Here is a 17,555-nt window from a genome sequence, read left to right on the forward strand (position 1 = left end):
CCCGCACCCCGCGCCGAATACCGGTAGCCACATGAAGTACTCACCACATTGCGCAATGATGCTCGCCGCCGTGCTGATGGTAGGCTGTAAGCCTGCTTCGGCCCCGTCGTCTGCTCAGACTTCGGCGGCCGCCGCGCCGGCGGCTCCGGCGGTCGCCGCGGCGGCGCAAGCTCAGCAAGGAAAGCAGGAAATGGGTTCGCTGCAAGGTCTGCTGGATGTACTCGGCGCCAAAGACGGCGCGGCTTGGTCGGCCTTCCACGCGGTCGGCGTGCAGTGGCGCGATCCTGCGCCGCAGGACAATCCCGATTCGAATTCGCCGCGCAATGCGCGCTATCGCAGCGGCACCTTGTTGCTCGCCGGCTTCGGCATGGTCGAGGTGCCCGACGGCAAGGCCGGCGCCGAGGCGGGGACGCGGCAGGCCAACGAAGGCGAGGTCGGGGTGACGCTCAACGGCGATGCGCAGAGCGTGCATTCCGTGTCGCTCGTCAAGTTTTACGCCAGCGACGATTACCAGGGCATGCTGCAAAAACAGCTGGGGCCGGGCGCGTCGTTGAAGCCGATCGCTGGCCAATGCGAGCTCGATTACGGCACCACCTCGGAAAACACCCAGGCCAATCAGTTCTTCGAGCTGTCCTTGACGGGCTCGAAAATCGTGTATGCTGAAGTCTTCGTGGACGACGGCGGCAACCAAGGCCCCGGCACGACCACCTTCGAATTCACCCCCGACAAACCGGCGCAGAAGATCGCGTCGATGCGTTGCAAGGAGTCATAAGACCCTTAGCTGGTGCGACACGCGGTCTCTCGCAGACCCTCACAACTTGATTCGTCCTATCCAAAAGGAACAGCGTTATGGCTGATAGACGAGAAAAGGCAGTGGCCACTGCCCATGAGTACCACCAGGGTACGATCGCGAGCTTGGACGCTGCGATGACCCGACGTCTGGTTGCTTCCACGGTCCTGACCGAGAGCAACGGCGGTGATTTAGGGATCACCAACAAACAAGGCTATGTCGGTCGCTACCAGGCGGGAGCCGGTTGGCTGGCCGATGCCGGCTATGTCGACAAGCACAAGCTCGACGCTGCGATGAAGCACGACGGCTTCGACCCCGAGAAAACTCGTGGGGCGGAGTGGAAGTGGGCGAGCAGCGGCGGCATGACGCGCTTCCTCGAAGACAAGTCGAACTGGAACCCGGGCCTGAGCCTGGACCAGTACAAGGCCTCGCCGGAACTGCAGGACAAAGCCTTCAAGACCAACAGCGATCAGGCCTATCGCCAGGCGCTGAAGGACGGCGTGCTGCACGCCGACGACAAGGCCGAGACCGTCGCCGGTTTCCTCAAGGCGCGCCACATCGCCGGCTACGGCGGCGCCAAGGCCGCGGTCACCGGCGGTCGCGTCAGCCGCGATGCCAACGGCACCAGCAATTACGATTACCTGCACGACATCACCCGCAATCGCGACGGCCTCAATCAGTTGATGGCGCGCGATCCGAAGATGCATGCGCGCATGGACGAGTCGCGCAGCGAACCGGCGCGGGCCAACGCGATGGCCGACGGCGTGCTCAAGCACGGCGAACGCGGCCAGGACGTGCGCGCGTTGCAGGAAACCCTCGCCAAGCTCGGCTATCGCGACGCGCAAGGCCATGCGCCGCGCGCCGATGCCGATTACGGCGATCGCACCCGCGAAACGGTGCAGTCGTTCCAGCGCGCGCACGGGCTCAAGGACGACGGCATCGCCGGTCCGGACACGCTGCAAGCGCTCAAGCACGCGGCGCAGACGCCGCTGCTGTCCAATCCCGCGCATCCCGACCACGCGATGTACAAGGGCGCGCTCGAAGGCCTGGAAAAAATGGGCCCGCAGGCGTTCAAGAATCGCGACGAACGCGAACGCACGGCGGCGACGCTGGCGTTCGAGGCCAAGGTCAGCGGCATGAGCAAGATCGACCACGTCGTTCCCACCGCCAACGGCGCAGGCCTGTTCGCGGTGCAGGGCGGCCTGGACGATCCGGGGCATAAGCGCATCCACGTCAGCAAGAGCCAGGCGGCCGAACAGCCGGTCGAGCAATCGACATTCCAGGCCGCGCAGGACGCTCCGCAACTCGCCGCTACCACTCCCGACAACAAGCCCAGAACCCAGAGCGCCTGACCGGGCGGCGCCGCCGCGCGCGCGATCGAATCGGATCCTCGCGATCCGCCTCGGCCGCGAATCGCGCAGCGGTACCGCTTCGGGGCGTATCGGACGGGCGCGTGTCTTCGACGACATCGGCACGGCCATTCGATCCGCCCCGGCGCGCACGCAGCGCATCGGCGTGCATCGCCATCGCTCGGTGCTTATCCGCAATAACCAGTTCAGATCAGTCAAGGAATGTCATGAAATCAGCGAATGTGTTAGCCATCGCCCTGCTCACGGCCCTCGTCGGTTGCAAGGCCACCGAAGCGCCGGCCGGCGACGCGACGAAGACGACGCAAGCCACCGTCGCTTCGCCGACCGCCGCCGCGCCCGCATCGACACCGACCGCGACCGAGCCGGCACCGGCACCGGCACCGGCAGCGGCAGCGGCGCCGGCCGGCGACGGCCGCTCGCTGTGCGCGGCCGGTGAGAGCGTGGTGTTCTCGTGCACCTTGTCCGGCGACAAGAAGTTCGCCTCGCTGTGCGCGTCCAAGGGCGTCAGCGATCAGGCCGGCTACGTCTACTTCGCGCAAGGCGCGGCCGGACATGCCGACTTCGTCTATCCCGCGGACAAGTCCGCGCCGGCCGGCCGCTTCAAGCGCAGCCACCTGGGCTTCGGCGGCGGCAGCGGCGGCTTCGCGTATTCGTTCGAAGACGCCGGCCGCAAGCACATCGTTTATTCGATCTCCGGCGAAGGCCTGGAAGACCAGGGCGTGATCGTGGCCGCGGCGCAGGATCTGGCGAAAGCCGAGTCCGCGCTGGCCTGCGAAAAAGGCAGCGTGATCGAAGACGAGGACGACGCGTTGTTCAAGTACACGATGAGCTGGCCCAAGGACGAAGCCATCGAAAAGAACGGGCTGCCGCCCAAGAACTGACCGGCTGCGTTCCAGCCCGCTTACCTATCAATCAAGGAAGGAATTTCATGTCTACACCGAACAACCGCGATTTCCTGCTGCTCAAGGCTTACGAGTCGGGCATCCGCGAACCGAAAGAACTCGCCGTTTTCATGGGCCAGATGCAGATCGAGTCCGGCGGCTTCAAGAGCATGAACGAGAACCTGCACTACAGCGGCGCGGGTCTGATGAAGAACTTCAACGGCCGCAACGGCATGGACACGCAGGCCGAGGCCGATGCGATCGCCGCCGGCGGCCAGGAAGCGGTCGCCAACGCGATCTACGGCGGCAAGTGGGGCGCGAAGAATCTCGGCAACACGCAGGAAGGCGACGGCTGGAATTTCCATGGCCGCGGCTATGTGCAGCTGACCGGCCGCAGCAACTACGCCGCCGCCGGCAAGGAACTCGGGCTGGATTTCACCGCCAATCCGGGCCTGGCCGCCGATCGCGACACCGCCGCGAAGGTCGCCGTGCACTACTGGCAGAGCCGCGTGGTGCCGCACGGCCATCAGCACGACGTCAAGGGTTCCACTCACGACATCAACGGCGGCGAAAAGCATTTGCCCGAGCGCCGCGCCGCCGCAGCGCAGTGGGAAAAGATGCTGACGCCGGAAGTGATGGAGCGCCTGGCGCACGGCGAAGTGAAGCTGCCCAAGAGCGTCGGCGGCCACGATCCGATGGCCGACGGCAAGCTCAAGCTCAACGAGCGCGGCGAAGCGGTGCAGCACATGCAGGAATCGCTCAAGGCGCTGGGCTATCGCGACGCGAAGGGCAACGAGCTCAACCCCGACGGCCACTTCGGCAAGAAGAGCGAAGACGCGCTCAAGCAGTTCCAGCGCGACCAGGGCATCAAGGACGACGGCGTCGCCGGTCCGGCCACGCTGGAGAAATTGAAGGAAGCGGTGAAGCAGCACGCGCAGGCGCCGGGTCAGGCACCGCAGCACGCGCCGCAGCACGCCGAGCCTTCGCGCGCGCCGTCGCTGGCCGATCCGGCCAATCGCGATCACGGGATGTACCAGCAGGCCATGGACGGCTTGCAGAAGCTCGGCCCCAACGGCGGCTTCAAGAATCACCAGGAGATGGAACGCGCCGCCGCCACGTTGACCTACGAATCGCGCGTCCACGGCATGAACAAGATCGATCACGTCGTGCCCAACGCCGATCGCAGCGGCTTCTTCGCGGTGCAGGGCGGCTTGAACGATCCGGCCCATCAGCGCGTGCTGACCGACAAGCAGCAGGCGATCGGCCATTCGGTCGAGCAGACCAGCGCGCAGCTGCGCCAGGACGTGCCGCAGCTGCAGCAGCCTCAGCAGCAGCCGGCGCAGGAAGAGCGCCAGCAGCAGCCGCGGACGATGGTGGCGTAAGGGTAAGACCGCTCGCCCCGGCAGGAGGCCAGGGCGGGCGGATGTGTTGGGGATGGCGCGTCCGCCGGTCGATCCGGCGGGCGCACCATCCCGGCCCCTCGCCGGGCCGCAGTTGCTCCGTGTTTGCGCTTCATCACCACTCGACAGTTGGAACCGGCCGATGACTACGAATCGCTATGCCCCGTTGATCGCTGTGTGCGCCTTGTCGCTGGCGTTGGCGGCCTGCCAGAAGCAGGGCGCCGCGCCCGACGCCACGCCCACGGCGCCCGCAACCCCCGCGGCCACGAATGCGATCGCGCCCGCCGCCAGTACTCCCGCCCCTACGGATACCGCACCGATGACTACCGAAATCCCTCAAGGCTTTTCTTCCTACGCATCCGAATCGATCGGCGACGGCAAGCAGTGCGTGGCCGGCGCGACCCGCGACGAGGACGGCATGAACCAGCGCCCGGTCGCCTACCTCGCGCAGACCTCGGGCAAGCCGGTCTGGACCAAGTCGCTGGATCTGCCGGCCGACACCTACCAAAGCCGCGCCACCCACTGCGTGCGCGAAGGCGATGCGGTCTATGTGTTGCTGCAGTCCGACACCCAGCCCGAGCAGAGCTTGTCGCAGACCTTGCTCAAGGTGGTGAAGCTCGACCTGAGCAACGGCGCGGTGCAGGCCAGCGGCGATGTCGCCGTGCCCGGCGCGCAGGGCGCGTACTCGGCCTTCGTCGAGGAAGGCGCGCAGCACCTGCGCTGGGACAACGGCGCGCTGCAGGTGACGGGCCAGTACTTCAGCCTCAGCGATCCGGACAAGCGCAGCGATTTCCACGCCACGCTCAAGGCCGACCTCACGCATTGATCCGCGCCGCGCGCGCTCGGGTTTTCATCCCGGATCGATCGCTGTGTCGATCCAATCAGAAGGAGTTTGATCATGGGTAAGAAAGAAGAATTCATCGCCGACCTGTATCCGGCCGCGATGCGCGTGTCCAAGCAGACCGGCATGTCGGCCGAGCTGATCCTGGCGCAGGCCGCGCTGGAAACCGGCTGGGGCGAGAAAGTCCTGCCGGGCACCAACAACATCTTCAACATCAAGGACAGCAAGGGCTGGGACGGCCCGAGCAAGACCTTCAACGTGTGGGAAATCGAAGGCGGCAAGAAGGTCTGGAAGGACCAGGATTTCCGCGTCTACGGTTCCATCGACGAAGCGCTGACCGACCGCGTCAAGTTCCTCAAGGAGAACGGCCGTTACGCCAAGGCCGGGCTGTTCGAGGAAGGCACGCTGGGCAATCTGGAGAAGGAAGCCAAGGCGCTGCAGAAGGCCGGCTACGCCACCGATCCGGGCTACGCCAAGCAGCTGGGCGAAGTGTTCAACGGCCCGACCATGCGCCGCGGCATCGCCCTGGCCAACAGCCGCGACCACGGCGGTCCGGACCACGTCGAACCCAAGCCGGCCGACGCCAAGACCGCGCCGGCCAAGCCGGTCGATGCGATGGCCGACGGCAAGCTCAAGCTCGGCGAAGAAGGCAAGGCGGTGACGGCGCTGCAGGAGCGCTTGAACGAGCTGGGCTTCCGCGACGCCAAGGGCCAGCCGCTCAAGCCCGACGGCGATTTCGGCGCCAACACCAAGCACGCGGTGCAGGCGTTCCAGCGCGCGCACGGCCTCGACGACGACGGCGTGGCCGGCAGCAAGACGCTCGACGCGCTGAAGAAGGCCGGGCAGACGACGCTGTTGTCGGACCCGGCCAATCGCGACAACCCCATGTACCAGCAGGCGCTGCAGGGTCTGGAGAAACTCGGCCCGCAGGCCGGTTTCAAGAACCGCGAAGAGCTCGAACGCGCCGCCGGCACCCTGACCTACGAGGCGCGCGTGAGCGGTCTGACCAAGATCGATCACGTTTCGCTGAGCGCCAACGGCAACGGCCTGTTCGCGGTGCAGGGCGAGCTGGCCGATCCGGCCAACAAGCGCGTGCATGCGGACAAGGCGCAGGCCGCGGGCCAGTCGCTGGAGCGTTCCAGCCAGCAGTTGCAGCAGGACGTGCCGCAGACGGCGGCGGTGGCGGCGCCCGAGCCGGAAAAGACCAAGCTCCAGGTCGCGTGATCCTCGTCGCGGCCGGCCCGACCGGCCGGCCGCGGCGGCAGGTTGCGATGGCGTGGCGCGGTGCCCAGACGCGGCCCGGGCTTGCTGCGAGAGTGCGAAGTTTCAGCAGGGAAATCGAACGATGAAATTCAAGCAGATCGGTGTATGGACGGCGGCGCTCGCGCTCGCGCTGGCGATGGCGTTGGGCGGGTGCGAGCTCGCTTCCAACAGCCAGCCCGCTTCGGCCGCGGGCGACAAGAACGCGAAGCCTGCCGCCGCCGCACCGGCGCCGCCGGCCCAGGCCTGTCCGTCGCAGGACTTCGACGTGTTCCTCAAGGCCTTCGCCGACGACGCGCAGATCCAGCAGGCCTACACCCAGCGGCCGCTGCAGAGCGAGACCATCGACGCCAACGCCGATCCCGAGCCCAAGCCGGTGACCGCGATGCTCGACGGCGACGCGCTGCATTTCCCGCTGATGCCAAGCGCGGCCAAGCAGCAGGCCGACGGCCTGGTGCTGAGCCAGACCGAGCTCAACGGCGACAAGGAAGTGATGCTGGCCAAGCCCGACACCGATTACCAGCTGTCGTTCTTCTTCCGCAAGGGCGAGTGCTGGACGCTGTACCGGATGCGCGACGACTCGCTCTGACGGCAGCGCCACCCAGCCCCGCATTCCCTTCAGGAGATCGCAATGTCCTACCAAGACGTCATGAACACGATCCTGCCGCAGCAGCAGGGCCGTGAGGCGCACATCACCGGCCACTACGGCGAGCATCGCGAAAACGGCGCGCACGGCGGTTCGGATTTCAATTACCAGGGCGGCCAGGCCGGGGTCAATCTGACCCATCCCACCATCCACTCGCCGATCGGCGGCACGGTGGAATTCGTCGGCGGCCGCTACGGCACCATCACCATCCGCGATGCCGAGGGCAACAGCCATCAGCTGCTGCACACACAGACCCAGTCGGTGGTGGTCGGCCAGCGCGTGGAGGCCGGCAGCGAGATCGGCACGATGGGCGGACGCGGCCCGCGCGGCGAGGAGCAATACGCCCAGCACGTGCACTACCAGATGAAAGACCCGCAGGGCCGCAGCATCAATCCGGAAGAATTCTGGAATCAGCGCCAGAGCGTCGGCGGCCGCACCGCGGCGCAGGCCGACGACGGCGTGCTGCGCAAGGGCGAGAACGGCGCGGAGGTGCGCAAGCTGCAGGAGGATCTCAACCGCCTGGGCTATCGCGACGAACACGGCCAGCCCTTGAACGCCGACGGCCACTTCGGCGAGCGCACCCGTCAGGCGCTGCAATCGTTCCAGCGCGAACACAACCTCAAGGACGACGGTGTCGCCGGTCCGCGCAGCCTGGATGCGATCAAGCACGCCGGGCCGCGCCAGGACGATCGCAGCAGCGGCCTGCTGTCGAATCCGAGCCATCCCGACAACGCCATGTACCGGCAAGCGATGGACGGCCTGGAACGGCTGGGCCCGCAGGCCGGTTTCAATACCCATCAGGACCTGGAACGCGCGGCCGCGACGCTCACCTACGAGGCGCGCGTCAGCGGCATGAACCGGATCGATCACGTGGTTCCGAACGTCAACGGCACCGGCGTGTTCGCCGTGCAGGGCGCGCTCAACGACCCGGCCCATCACCGCGTGTTCGCCGACAAGCAGCAGGCGATGGGACAGACGGTCGAACAGTCTTCGCAGCGTCTGGCGCAGGACGCGCCGGCCTTGGCGCAGCAGCAGGCCGAGCAGCACACGCAACAGCAGCAACAACACCAACAGCAACGGATGACGATGGGTTGAGTCCGGCTTCGGCCGGACGACGCGGCGCATGGAGGCGTCGCGGCAACGCAGGATGCAGGAGAGGTCGCCGCCGGGACGCGGCGGTGTTTCCACAGGCTGATCCGGACCGGCGACCGCGTCTTCGGTGGAGGTGGAACGGCGGTTCGGATTGGAGGGCCCCGCAGGCCAGGGACGGTTAAGCAGTCGCTGCGGGGTTCGCGACAGGGAGGTCGATGCTTCGCCCGCAAGGGCGGAGGGGCACGGCAGGTTCGGTCACTAGGGAGGCCGAACCTGCCGCTGCCGCTTATCTGCCGGCGGGCGTGCGCGCCGATCGCGGCGTTGCGGCTCGAGGGGCAGGGAATCAAAGCGGCGCCGCGCGACGGCCGGTTCGACCTGGGCCTTGGCCCGGGGTAGGCTCGACGAGAAACGCGCCTGGCTGCGGCCGGGACCGCATCGGGCCGGGCGACACGCGACAGCCGCACGCCGCATGCGTGGCGGCGACACCGCTCCGGCAGGCATCCGGGGCATAACATCACCGGACCGGAATGTCCGGACGGAGGCAGCGATGAGCTCCAATCCACCGGATCGACAGCTTCGCGTCGGCACGGACGACGCTAGCCACACCCTGGACGACATGCGCCGGGCGCAGCAGCGCAACTTGCTCAGCAGCCCGAACCATCCGCAGCACGACCAGTTCTCGCAGGTTCGCGTGTGCCTGGACAAGCAGGAAATGGCGCGTTCCTACAGCCCGGGCGAGCGCGACAACCTGGCCGCGGCGCTGGCCCTGGAAGCCGCGCGCGGGCGCCACGGCGTGGACCACGTGGTCTTCAGCCACGACGGCGCGCGTGCGTTCGCGGTCGAGGGCGAACTGGATTCGCCGAGCCGCCAGGTCAGCTACGTCGATGCCGGCCAGGCCGCGCAGCAATCGATCCAGCGCAGCAGCGAGCAGTTCGCCCAGCTCGCGCGCGAGCACGAGCTGCAGGACCGCCAGCGCGAACTCGAACGCCAGCGCGACGCCGAGCGCAGGCGCGAGCGCGAGCAGCAGGACCCGGACGGGCAGGCCGCCGCGCGCAGCAGCGAGCGCGAGCAGCCCTCGCTGCTGCGCAGCTTGTTCAAGGACAAAGACTGATCGCCCCGGTCCGCCGTCCGCTGCGGCGGACTGGACTGAATCCACATCCGGTCAGCCCCCGCTGATCGAGCCCGCCGGACCCCGCGTCCGGCCCGCGCAGGCATCGGAGGCCCGCAATGAACGAATATCGCCATCACATCCAGACCCGCGGCCACTATCAGATCGTCGCCCTGACCCGGGACTCGGAGTACGAACAAGACGACGTCTACGCCTACGCGATCATGTCCTCGGCCGGCGTCAAGCTGCACCAGGAGGTCACCCTCAGCGAGGCCCGGATCTGGCTGGACGACCGCATCCTCAAAGATTTGATCGACAGCAGCGACGTTTCGCCGGATATGATGTCCCCAGCGAACCGGGTGGAGCGTTCAGGGCTCCGCAATGGCCGGAAGCGAAGCTGACCGACAGCGGGGTCGGGGAAACAAAGCAGGAAACAAAACGTGAAAGGGAAGCCGATTGTTGCCCTGGTGGCATTGCTGTTGTTCATTGCCGCGGGCGCGTATCTGTCCGGATACGTAACGTTGTTGTTGCTGAAAGTCGATGCCGCCGCCAAGTGGAATACGTACCTGGAGTACGTCAAGGCCTTGCATCTGCCGCAGGTCCGGCCCTACGTGGGCAAGATCAAGGCCGGCGGCTTCATAGGCTTCGGCCTGCCGCTGGCCGCGTATTGCGGCCTGCTGTACCTCATGTTCATGCCGAAGAAGCAGTCGATGCACGGCGACGCGCGCTTCGCGACCGCCGGCGACTTGAGCAAGAAGGACATGTTCAAGTCCACCCCGACCAGCATCGTGGTCGGCAAGTACAACGGCCGGCTGGTCCAGCTCAGCGGCCAGCAGTTCGTGATCCTGGCCGCGCCGACCCGTTCGGGCAAGGGCGTGGGCATCGTGATTCCGAACCTGCTCAACTACCAGGCCTCGATGGTGGTGTTGGACATCAAGCAGGAAAACTTCGACCTGACCAGCGGCTGGCGTGCGCAGCAGGGCCAGGAAATCTTCCTGTTCAATCCCTTCGCCGAAGACCGCCGCACCCATCGCTGGAATCCGCTGACCTACGTCTCGGCCGATCCGGCCTTCCGCGTCTCCGACCTGATGAGCATCGCCGCGATGCTGTATCCGGACGGCTCGGACGATCAGAAATTCTGGGTCAGCCAGGCGCGCAACTGCTTCATGGCGTTCACCCTGTACCTGTTCGAAGCCTACGAAGACGCGAAGAAAGTCGGCTTCCCGTTCGGCACGCTGCCGACCCTGGGCGCGGTCTACCGATTGTCCTCGGGCGACGGCAAGAGCGAGCTCAAGCCGTTCCTCAAGGGCTTGTCGGAGCGGCCGTTCCTGAGCAGCAACGCCCGCGCCGCGTTCGGCAACATGCTGTCGCAGGCGGATGAAACCTTCGCCTCGATCCTGGGCACGTTCAAGGAACCGCTCAACGCCTGGATCAACCCGGTGCTGGACGCGGCCACGGCGACCGACGATTTCCTGCTGACCGACCTGCGCAAGAAGAAGATGACGATCTACGTCGGCATCCAGCCGAACAAGCTGGCCGAAAGCCGCTTGATCGTGAACCTGTTCTTCAGCCAGATCATCAACCTCAACACCCGCGAACTGCCGCAGAACAACAAGGAACTCAAGCATCAGTGCCTGTTGCTGATGGACGAATTCACCTCGATCGGCAAGGTGGACATCATCGCCTCGGCGGTGTCGTACATGGCCGGCTACAACATCCGCCTGCTGCCGATCATCCAGAGCATGTCGCAGCTGGACGCGACCTACGGCAAGGACATCTCGCGCACCATCATCACCAACCACGCGCTGCAGATCATCTACGCGCCGCGCGAGCAGCAGGACGCCAACGATTACTCCGACATGCTCGGCTACACCACCGTGCGCAAGCAGAACATCACCCGCGGCAAGGAAATCTCGCGCAGCGAGTCGGAAGAACGCCGCGCGCTGATGCTGCCGCAGGAGCTCAAGGCGATGGGCTTCGACACCGAGGTGTTCCTGTACGAAGGCATCCCGCATCCGGTGAAGTGCGACAAGATCAAGTACTTCCAGGACAAGCTGTTCACCCAGCGTCTGCTGCCGAAGGTGACGGTGCCGATGCTGGATGTGAAGGTCTGACCGGTCGGATCGGCCGGTTCCGGACGCCATCGCGATCGCCGATCGCGGTGGCGTTTTTGTTTGTGGCAAGCCGGCAAGTCCCGGAGCCCCTCTCCCGCTTGCCACCCAAGGTGACTTCCTTCGGGGCGCGGGAGAGGGGTTGGGGTGAGGGCGGGGGCAGTCGCAGAATATCCATGCAAAAAGCATTCGCGCCTACGGCACTCATCCCTCACCCCAGCCCTCTCCCGCAAGCGGGAGAGGGAGAGGGAGCAGGGAATGATCCGGTTTTGTCACGGCCACCGCCCCATGCCCGCTAGTTCTCACGATAGGACGAACGCGACCATTTTTTGAACCGGCGACGCGATCCGCCGCGGCGCTCGCGCGTCATAATGGCGGCAGCACGCACGTCAGGCCGAACCGTCATGAAAGACCTCCGCGTATCCCTCGTCCAAGGCGCCACCCGCTGGCACGATCCCGCCGGCAATCGCGAGTACTACGGCGATCTGATCTCCTCGCTGCACGGCATCACCGATCTGGTGCTGCTGCCGGAGACCTTCACCAGCGGTTTCAGCAACGAAGCCATCGGCAGCGCCGAGACCATGGACGGCCCGACCGTCGCCTGGATTCGCGAGCAGGCCGCCAAGCTCGGCGCGGCGGTGACCGGCAGCGTGCAGCTGCGCACCGAGGAGGGCGTGTTCAACCGCCTGCTGTTCGCCACGCCCGACGGCGAGCTCAAGACCTACGACAAGCGCCACCTGTTCCGCTTCGCCAAGGAGCACGAGCGCTACGCCGCCGGCCGCGACCGCCTGACGGTGGAGTGGAAGGGCTGGCGGATCTGCCCGATGGTCTGCTACGACCTGCGTTTCCCGGTGTTTTCGCGCAACCGCTTCGATGTCGAGCGGCCCGGCGCGGCCGACTTCGATCTGCTGCTGTACGTGGCCAACTGGCCGTCGGCGCGCGCTTATCCGTGGAAGACCCTGCTGCGCGCGCGCGCGATCGAAAACCTGTGCTACGTCGCCGGCCTCAACCGCGTCGGCGACGACGGCAACGGCCTGCACTATGCCGGCGACAGCGCGGTCATCGATTTCCTCGGTCATCCGGTCAGCGAATGCACCGACGAGGAAGTCGTCGTCACCACGACCCTGCAAGCGGCCGAGCTGGCGGCGCATCGCGAGCGTTTCCCGGCGATGCTGGACGCGGACCGGTTCGAGTTGCGGTGATCCGCGCTCGCGCGCAGCGCGGCGCTCAGTAATCTTCCCCGGCGCGCGAACGCACCGCGCCGGCTTCGATGTCGGCCTCGCTGACGCCGCGCTTGTGGAAATACACCTGCTCGGCGGCCCAGCGCAGCGGCGCGGAGTGCAGCAGCAGGTCGAACGGCCAGTCGAATTGAAAGCGGTCGAAGGCCCAGCGCAGCGCGCGCTTGCGGCGGAATTTCGGCGCCGCGTCCTGGGCGATGGATTCCGGCGCCGGGCCGATGCCGCGCGCGTGCAGGGCGATCGCCTGGCCCAGGGTTTCGCCGTGCGCCCAGGCCGAGTGGATGCCGCCGGCGGTCACCGGCGAGACGATGCCGGCGGCGTCGCCGGTCAGCATCACGCCGTCGCGCGCGAGCGGGAACACCGGCCCGCCGCAGGGAATCAGGCCGGCGCGGGTCGCGGCGGGTTGCAGTTGCGCGCCCAGGCCGACCACGTCGCGGACACGGGCGAGGAAGCCATCGATATCCGGCACGCGCGCGCGCTCGGGATCGTGCCGCAGCGCCAGCCCGGCCTGCACGCCGGTCGGATTCTGCGCGACCCAGCCGATGTAGCCCGGCGCGTAGCGCTTGCTGACGAAGCAGTGCAGGGCGCCCGACTCGGGCAGCGTGGCCTGCGGGAATTCGTATTCGATGCCGTACAGGAACTCGTGCGTGCGGCCGAGCCCGGTGCGTTCGGCGACGCGCGATTTCGCCCCGTCGGCGCCGACCAGGAAACGCGTGCGGCCCACGCCTTCGATGCGCCAGCCGTCGCCGTCGCGCTCGGCCTGGGTGAACGACGCGCCCAGGCGCAGATCGACCTCGTGCCGCACCAGTTCCTGCGCCAGCCAGCGCATCAGCCGCGGCGTGTCGGTGGTCAGGAAGTAATAGCCCGGCGCGCTCAGCGCCATGCTGCGCAGCTTCGGCGAGTACAACCGCACCCGCTCGACCCGGTGCAGGCAGCCGGCCGGCGCGCGGCTCAGCCAGGTCTGCTCGGCCGCTTCCTTGACCACGATGCCGGTGGTGCGCAGCTTATCGCCCGGATCGCGCTTGCGTTCGAGCACGACCACGCGCAGGCCCGCGCGCGCCGCCGCCAGCGCGCAGGCGGCGCCGGCGAAACTGGCGCCGACGACGACCAGATCGCAATCGTAGTGAGCGGTGTCCTGGTTCATGGGCGGACCAGTGCGTTTGGGGGTTGCGACACAGTGTCGGCGCGTTGCGCGAAGGGCGTATGGCGGCTGTGTGAAGTGCCGGCGAGCGTGAAGTCTTTTGTAGGAGGGCCTTCAGGCCCGATGCTTTTCGTTCCAACGCCGAGATCGGACCGAAAAGCATCGGGCCTGAAGGCCCTCCCACAAAAGACTTGGCCCTCCCACAAAGGCTTCAGGCCCGAGGCTTTGCGGCCTGTCGAGAGGACGTGAGTACGCAAATGGCTTCGACCACGGTCTCCAGGCTATCGACGTCAGGCCTGAAGTCTTTTGTAGGAGGGCCTTCAGGCCCGATGCTTTTCGTTCCAACGCCGCGATCGGACCGAAAAGCATCGGGCCTGAAGGCCCTCCCACAAAAGACTTGGCCCTCCCACAAAGGCTTCAGGCCCGAGGCTTTGCGGCCTGTCGACAGGACGCGGGCGCGCAAATGGCTTCGACCGCGATCTCCAGGCTATCGACGTCAGGCCTGAAGTCTTTTGTAGGAGGGCCTTCAGGCCCGATGCTTTTCGTTCCAACGCCGCGATCGGACCGAAAGGCCTCGGGCCTGAAGGCCCTCCCACAAAAGACTTGGCCCTCCCACAAAGACTTCAGGCCCGAGGCTTTGCGGCCTGTCGAGAGGACGCGGGCGCACAAATAGCTTCGACCGCGACCTCCAGGCCATCGAGCGCAGCCTGCGGCGTCGCCTCGCAAGCCGCGCGCACGATCGCTCCGTCCACCGAGATCGCCAGCGCGCCCGCGCGCGCCTCGCGCCGGCTGCCGGGCGGCAGCAATTCGGCGATGCGCGCCTGCATCTGCCGCTTGTGCTCGCGCGAACGCGCCACCGCTTCGGGCAGGACCGGGCCGATTTCGGCCACCGCGTTGATGAACGCGCAGCCGCGGAACTGCGGATGCGCGAACCATTCGGCCATCGCCGCCACCAGCGCCGCGGGGTTCGCGCCGAAGCGTTGCAAGGCGCCGTCGAACCAGCTCATCCAGCGCTCGTGTCGGTAATCGAGGAAGGCCAGGATCAGATCGTTCTTGCTCGGGTAGTGCCGGTACAGCGTCACCTTGGTCACGCCGGATTCGGCGATCACCTGGTCGATGCCGGTCGCGCGGATGCCCTGCAGGTAGAACAGGTCGTGCGCGGTGTGGAGGATGCGTTCGCGCGCGCTCGGGACCGGGTCGGTTTTGCGGTTCATGGCGCGATGGTAGATCGGTTCGCCCGGCTTCGCCATCGATGTAGACAGATCGGTCTACAAGCGTTAATTTATCCGCGTAGACAGATCGGTCTACTTGCCTTGGAGCCGCTCATGGAAACCCGTCCACCGTTGCCGCCGTTCACCCGGGACAGCGCCGTGCAGAAAGTCCGGCTGGCCGAAGACGCGTGGAATTCGCGCGATCCGGCGCGCGTCGGCCTGGCTTATTCGCTGGACACGCGCTGGCGCAACCGCGCTGAGTTCGTCCAGGGCCGCGAGCAGGCGGTGGCGTTCTTGCAGCGCAAGTGGAGCCGTGAGATCGAGTACCGCCTGATCAAGGAATTGTGGACGTTCGAAAGCCACCGCATCGCCGTGCGTTTCGCCTACGAATGGCGCGACGATTCCGGCCAGTGGTATCGCAGCTACGGCAACGAGAACTGGGAGTTCGGCGACGACGGTTTGATGTCGCTGCGGCTGGCGAGCATCAACGACAAGCCCATCGCCGAAAGCGAACGCAAGTTCCATTGGCCGCAGGGACGGCGCCCGGACGAACATCCGGGGCTGAGCGAACTGGGGTTGTGACGGCGCGAGCGGCGCGGATTCACGGCTGCGCCGCAAGCGCGGTTCCGCGATTAAAACTCGCCTCGTTCCTGCATGAAATCACTACGCTGTAAACGAACAAGGGCGCCGAAGCGCCCTTGTGCCGTGCACCGATAATCGCCGCGGATCACTGCGCCGCGGCCAGTCCCGCATACACCGCATCGCGCAGGTCGATGGTGAACTCGCCGTCCATTCCTTCGATCGCGGTATTGGTCAGCGCGACCACGGTGAGCCCGCGCTGCGCATCGACGAACCACGAGTGTCCGTACACGCCGCCCCAGGCGATGGTGCCGCGCGATTGCGGCGTGCCGCTCGCGGCCGGATCGCTCAGCACCGCCCAGCCGTAGCCATAGCCCCAACCCGGATCGAGGCCTTCGATCGGGGCGGGCACGTGCTCGCGCATCATCGTCGCCACCGACTCGGTCCGCAGGATCTCGCCGCCGCCGCGGCGCAGCGTTTCCAGCAGGCTCAGCACGTCGCCGGCGGTGCTGGCCAGACCGGCGCCGCCGGAGGGATACGACGCCGCGTTCTCCAGGCGGTTGGGCGCATAGCGCAGCGCGCCGTCGAAAAACGGCAGCACGGTTTCCTCGTGCATGCGCGCCGGGCGCCGCGAGCCGTCGGCGGCGAGGCCGTCGGTGTAGGGCGTGGCGGTGCGCTTGTGATCGACGATGCGAAACGCGGTGTCCTTCATCGCCAACGGCGCGCCGATCAATGCTTCGATCAACGCCGGTAGCGGCGTGTCGGTGGCGCGCGCCATCGCTTCGCCGAGCACATCCAGGCCGATCGAATACTTGAAGCCCTGGCCTGGCGGATAACGCAACTGCGCCTGGCTCAGGCGCTGCAGGTTCTCCTCGATGCTCAGGCCGGGCTGATCGAAGCCGTCGGAGACGTTCAACTGGTCGTAATCGCTGCCGGTCGGCTCGCCGAAGCGATAGCTCAGGCCGGAGGTGTGGCTCAGCAACTGGCGCAGGCTGATCTGCGGTTCGCTGCCGTCGGCCAGGCGCGGGCGGAACTGCGGCAGATAGCGCGTCACCGGCGCGTCCAGATCGATGCGGCCTTGTTCGGCCAGCTTCATCGCCGCCGCGGCGACGATGGGCTTGGTCACCGAGGCGAGCAGGAAGATCGCGTCTTCGCGCATCAGCCGGTCGGATTCGCGATCGGCCTGACCGGCGGCGCGGCGGTAGACCAGTTGGCCGTCGCGGGCGATCAGCACCACGGCGCCGACCAGGCGGCGTTCGGCGATGGCGCGGTCGATCGCGTCATCGACGCGGTCGCGCAAGGCGGTCGGCGCGGGATGTTCGGCGATGGCGGTCGCGGCGACGGATTCGAGAACGGGCAGGTTCATGGGATTACCTGTGCCTTCGGTTAGGTGCGTGCAAGCTGAGCGCTAATGCTGCAGTGCACAAGTGACCGGAGTGAAACACTGCGATGCCGCGATCGGGTTGCGTTGCGGGGCGGTTAGGTGCAGGCGTGCCGTGAATGGCGGCGAATATGTCTGGATCGGGTAGGTAAATGTGCCGATGATGTTTCGCAGGCACGAAGTCGGGTCTTCCAGGGCTGTATTGAGTTCTCCCGGCCGCCATCCCCGCGGAAGTCGAAATCCAAAGACTTCCGGGTTACGCATCGGTGGAGCCCTGGATCCCCGCCTTCGCGGGGATGACGGAAATGGGGAGGGGCGCGCAGAGGGCGATCCCGCGAAAAACAAAAGGGCGCCGAAGCGCCCTTTGTTCAATACCGATCCGGCCGCTGACGCGGACCGGATCGTGCTGTCGCCGACTCAGCCGCGCGGGCCGCGGCCGCCGCCGGGACGTCCGCCGCCGCGCGGGCCGCCGGGACGCGGGCCGTTCGGGCGGGCGGTGTTGCCGC

16 protein-coding genes are annotated in these 17,555 nt (G+C 66.8%); 13 read left to right on the forward strand and 3 right to left on the reverse strand.

Translation table 11 applies throughout. The features are described from left to right. Positions 1-190 precede the first annotated feature (190 nt). From J7J50_RS11760 to J7J50_RS11815, 12 genes are all read left to right on the forward strand, one after another. A complete protein-coding gene (locus tag J7J50_RS11760; RefSeq protein ID WP_215058157.1) occupies positions 191-772 on the forward strand; it encodes a hypothetical protein in 582 nt (193 codons plus the stop codon). 155 nt (positions 773-927) lie between these two features. Next, on the forward strand, positions 928-2,142 hold the full coding sequence (locus J7J50_RS11765; protein WP_215058158.1) for a peptidoglycan-binding domain-containing protein: 1,215 nt from the start codon (positions 928-930) through the stop codon (positions 2,140-2,142). 224 nt (positions 2,143-2,366) lie between these two features. Then, a complete protein-coding gene (locus tag J7J50_RS11770) occupies positions 2,367-3,041 on the forward strand; it encodes a hypothetical protein (RefSeq protein ID WP_215058159.1) in 675 nt (224 codons plus the stop codon). A 47-nt stretch (positions 3,042-3,088) separates the two neighbouring features. After that, positions 3,089-4,423, forward strand: coding sequence for an XVIPCD domain-containing protein (locus J7J50_RS11775; RefSeq protein ID WP_215058160.1), 1,335 nt, complete (start codon positions 3,089-3,091; stop codon positions 4,421-4,423). A 337-nt stretch (positions 4,424-4,760) separates the two neighbouring features. Then, complete coding sequence (locus J7J50_RS11780) at positions 4,761-5,267, forward strand: hypothetical protein (protein WP_215058161.1); 507 nt, start codon at positions 4,761-4,763, stop codon at positions 5,265-5,267. A gap of 72 nt (positions 5,268-5,339) precedes the next feature. Then, positions 5,340-6,506: an XVIPCD domain-containing protein gene (locus J7J50_RS11785; protein WP_215058162.1), complete on the forward strand. Its 1,167-nt coding sequence runs from the start codon at positions 5,340-5,342 to the stop codon at positions 6,504-6,506. Positions 6,507-6,627: 121 nt separating this feature from the next. Further along, positions 6,628-7,131, forward strand: coding sequence for a hypothetical protein (locus J7J50_RS11790; RefSeq protein WP_215058163.1), 504 nt, complete (start codon positions 6,628-6,630; stop codon positions 7,129-7,131). A gap of 42 nt (positions 7,132-7,173) precedes the next feature. Then, a complete protein-coding gene (locus J7J50_RS11795) occupies positions 7,174-8,283 on the forward strand; it encodes an XVIPCD domain-containing protein (protein WP_215058164.1) in 1,110 nt (369 codons plus the stop codon). 544 nt (positions 8,284-8,827) lie between these two features. After that, entirely contained in the window at positions 8,828-9,391 is a 564-nt protein-coding gene (locus J7J50_RS11800; protein ID WP_215058165.1) for an XVIPCD domain-containing protein, read from the forward strand. A 116-nt stretch (positions 9,392-9,507) separates the two neighbouring features. Further along, entirely contained in the window at positions 9,508-9,789 is a 282-nt protein-coding gene (locus J7J50_RS11805; protein WP_215058166.1) for a hypothetical protein, read from the forward strand. Between the two features lie 39 nt (positions 9,790-9,828). Further along, on the forward strand, positions 9,829-11,502 hold the full coding sequence (locus tag J7J50_RS11810; RefSeq protein WP_215058167.1) for a type IV secretory system conjugative DNA transfer family protein: 1,674 nt from the start codon (positions 9,829-9,831) through the stop codon (positions 11,500-11,502). Between the two features lie 401 nt (positions 11,503-11,903). Then, a complete protein-coding gene (locus J7J50_RS11815) occupies positions 11,904-12,701 on the forward strand; it encodes an amidohydrolase (RefSeq protein ID WP_215058168.1) in 798 nt (265 codons plus the stop codon). Between the two features lie 25 nt (positions 12,702-12,726). Here J7J50_RS11815 and J7J50_RS11820 read toward each other — a convergent pair whose 3' ends face one another. Both J7J50_RS11820 and J7J50_RS11825 read right to left on the reverse strand, forming a co-directional pair. Next, positions 12,727-13,881, reverse strand: coding sequence for an NAD(P)/FAD-dependent oxidoreductase (locus tag J7J50_RS11820; RefSeq protein ID WP_215058169.1), 1,155 nt, complete (start codon positions 13,879-13,881; stop codon positions 12,727-12,729). 620 nt (positions 13,882-14,501) lie between these two features. Next, on the reverse strand, positions 14,502-15,092 hold the full coding sequence (locus J7J50_RS11825) for a TetR/AcrR family transcriptional regulator (RefSeq protein ID WP_215058170.1): 591 nt from the start codon (positions 15,090-15,092) through the stop codon (positions 14,502-14,504). A gap of 111 nt (positions 15,093-15,203) precedes the next feature. Between J7J50_RS11825 and J7J50_RS11830 the strand changes: the two genes are divergently transcribed. Continuing rightward, positions 15,204-15,671, forward strand: a complete 468-nt coding sequence (locus J7J50_RS11830) for a nuclear transport factor 2 family protein (RefSeq protein WP_215058171.1) — start codon at positions 15,204-15,206, stop codon at positions 15,669-15,671. A gap of 145 nt (positions 15,672-15,816) precedes the next feature. On the opposite strand, the gene J7J50_RS11835 is transcribed toward J7J50_RS11830, so the two are convergent. Further along, positions 15,817-17,034 carry a serine hydrolase domain-containing protein gene (locus tag J7J50_RS11835; protein ID WP_215058172.1) on the reverse strand — a complete coding sequence of 406 codons (1,218 nt, stop codon included), beginning with the start codon at positions 17,032-17,034 and terminating at the stop codon, positions 15,817-15,819. Positions 17,035-17,555: the final 521 nt, after the last annotated feature.

Source organism: Lysobacter sp. ISL-50, from assembly GCF_018612875.1.
GTDB lineage: Bacteria > Pseudomonadota > Gammaproteobacteria > Xanthomonadales > Xanthomonadaceae > Lysobacter.

Bases quoted from the DNA above. Each gene is read 5' to 3' on its own strand.
- J7J50_RS11760 (WP_215058157.1), top strand. From the start codon at position 191: ATGGGTTCGCTGCAAGGTCTGCTGGATGTACTCGGCGCCAAAGACGGC.
- J7J50_RS11765 (WP_215058158.1), top strand. From the start codon at position 928: ATGACCCGACGTCTGGTTGCTTCCACGGTCCTGACCGAGAGCAACGGC.
- J7J50_RS11770 (WP_215058159.1), top strand. From the start codon at position 2,367: ATGAAATCAGCGAATGTGTTAGCCATCGCCCTGCTCACGGCCCTCGTC.
- J7J50_RS11775 (WP_215058160.1), top strand. From the start codon at position 3,089: ATGTCTACACCGAACAACCGCGATTTCCTGCTGCTCAAGGCTTACGAG.
- J7J50_RS11780 (WP_215058161.1), top strand. From the start codon at position 4,761: ATGACTACCGAAATCCCTCAAGGCTTTTCTTCCTACGCATCCGAATCG.
- J7J50_RS11785 (WP_215058162.1), top strand. From the start codon at position 5,340: ATGGGTAAGAAAGAAGAATTCATCGCCGACCTGTATCCGGCCGCGATG.
- J7J50_RS11790 (WP_215058163.1), top strand. From the start codon at position 6,628: ATGAAATTCAAGCAGATCGGTGTATGGACGGCGGCGCTCGCGCTCGCG.
- J7J50_RS11795 (WP_215058164.1), top strand. From the start codon at position 7,174: ATGTCCTACCAAGACGTCATGAACACGATCCTGCCGCAGCAGCAGGGC.
- J7J50_RS11800 (WP_215058165.1), top strand. From the start codon at position 8,828: ATGAGCTCCAATCCACCGGATCGACAGCTTCGCGTCGGCACGGACGAC.
- J7J50_RS11805 (WP_215058166.1), top strand. From the start codon at position 9,508: ATGAACGAATATCGCCATCACATCCAGACCCGCGGCCACTATCAGATC.
- J7J50_RS11815 (WP_215058168.1), top strand. From the start codon at position 11,904: ATGAAAGACCTCCGCGTATCCCTCGTCCAAGGCGCCACCCGCTGGCAC.
- J7J50_RS11820 (WP_215058169.1), bottom strand. From the start codon at position 13,881: ATGAACCAGGACACCGCTCACTACGATTGCGATCTGGTCGTCGTCGGC.
- J7J50_RS11825 (WP_215058170.1), bottom strand. From the start codon at position 15,092: ATGAACCGCAAAACCGACCCGGTCCCGAGCGCGCGCGAACGCATCCTC.
- J7J50_RS11830 (WP_215058171.1), top strand. From the start codon at position 15,204: ATGGAAACCCGTCCACCGTTGCCGCCGTTCACCCGGGACAGCGCCGTG.
- J7J50_RS11835 (WP_215058172.1), bottom strand. From the start codon at position 17,034: ATGAACCTGCCCGTTCTCGAATCCGTCGCCGCGACCGCCATCGCCGAA.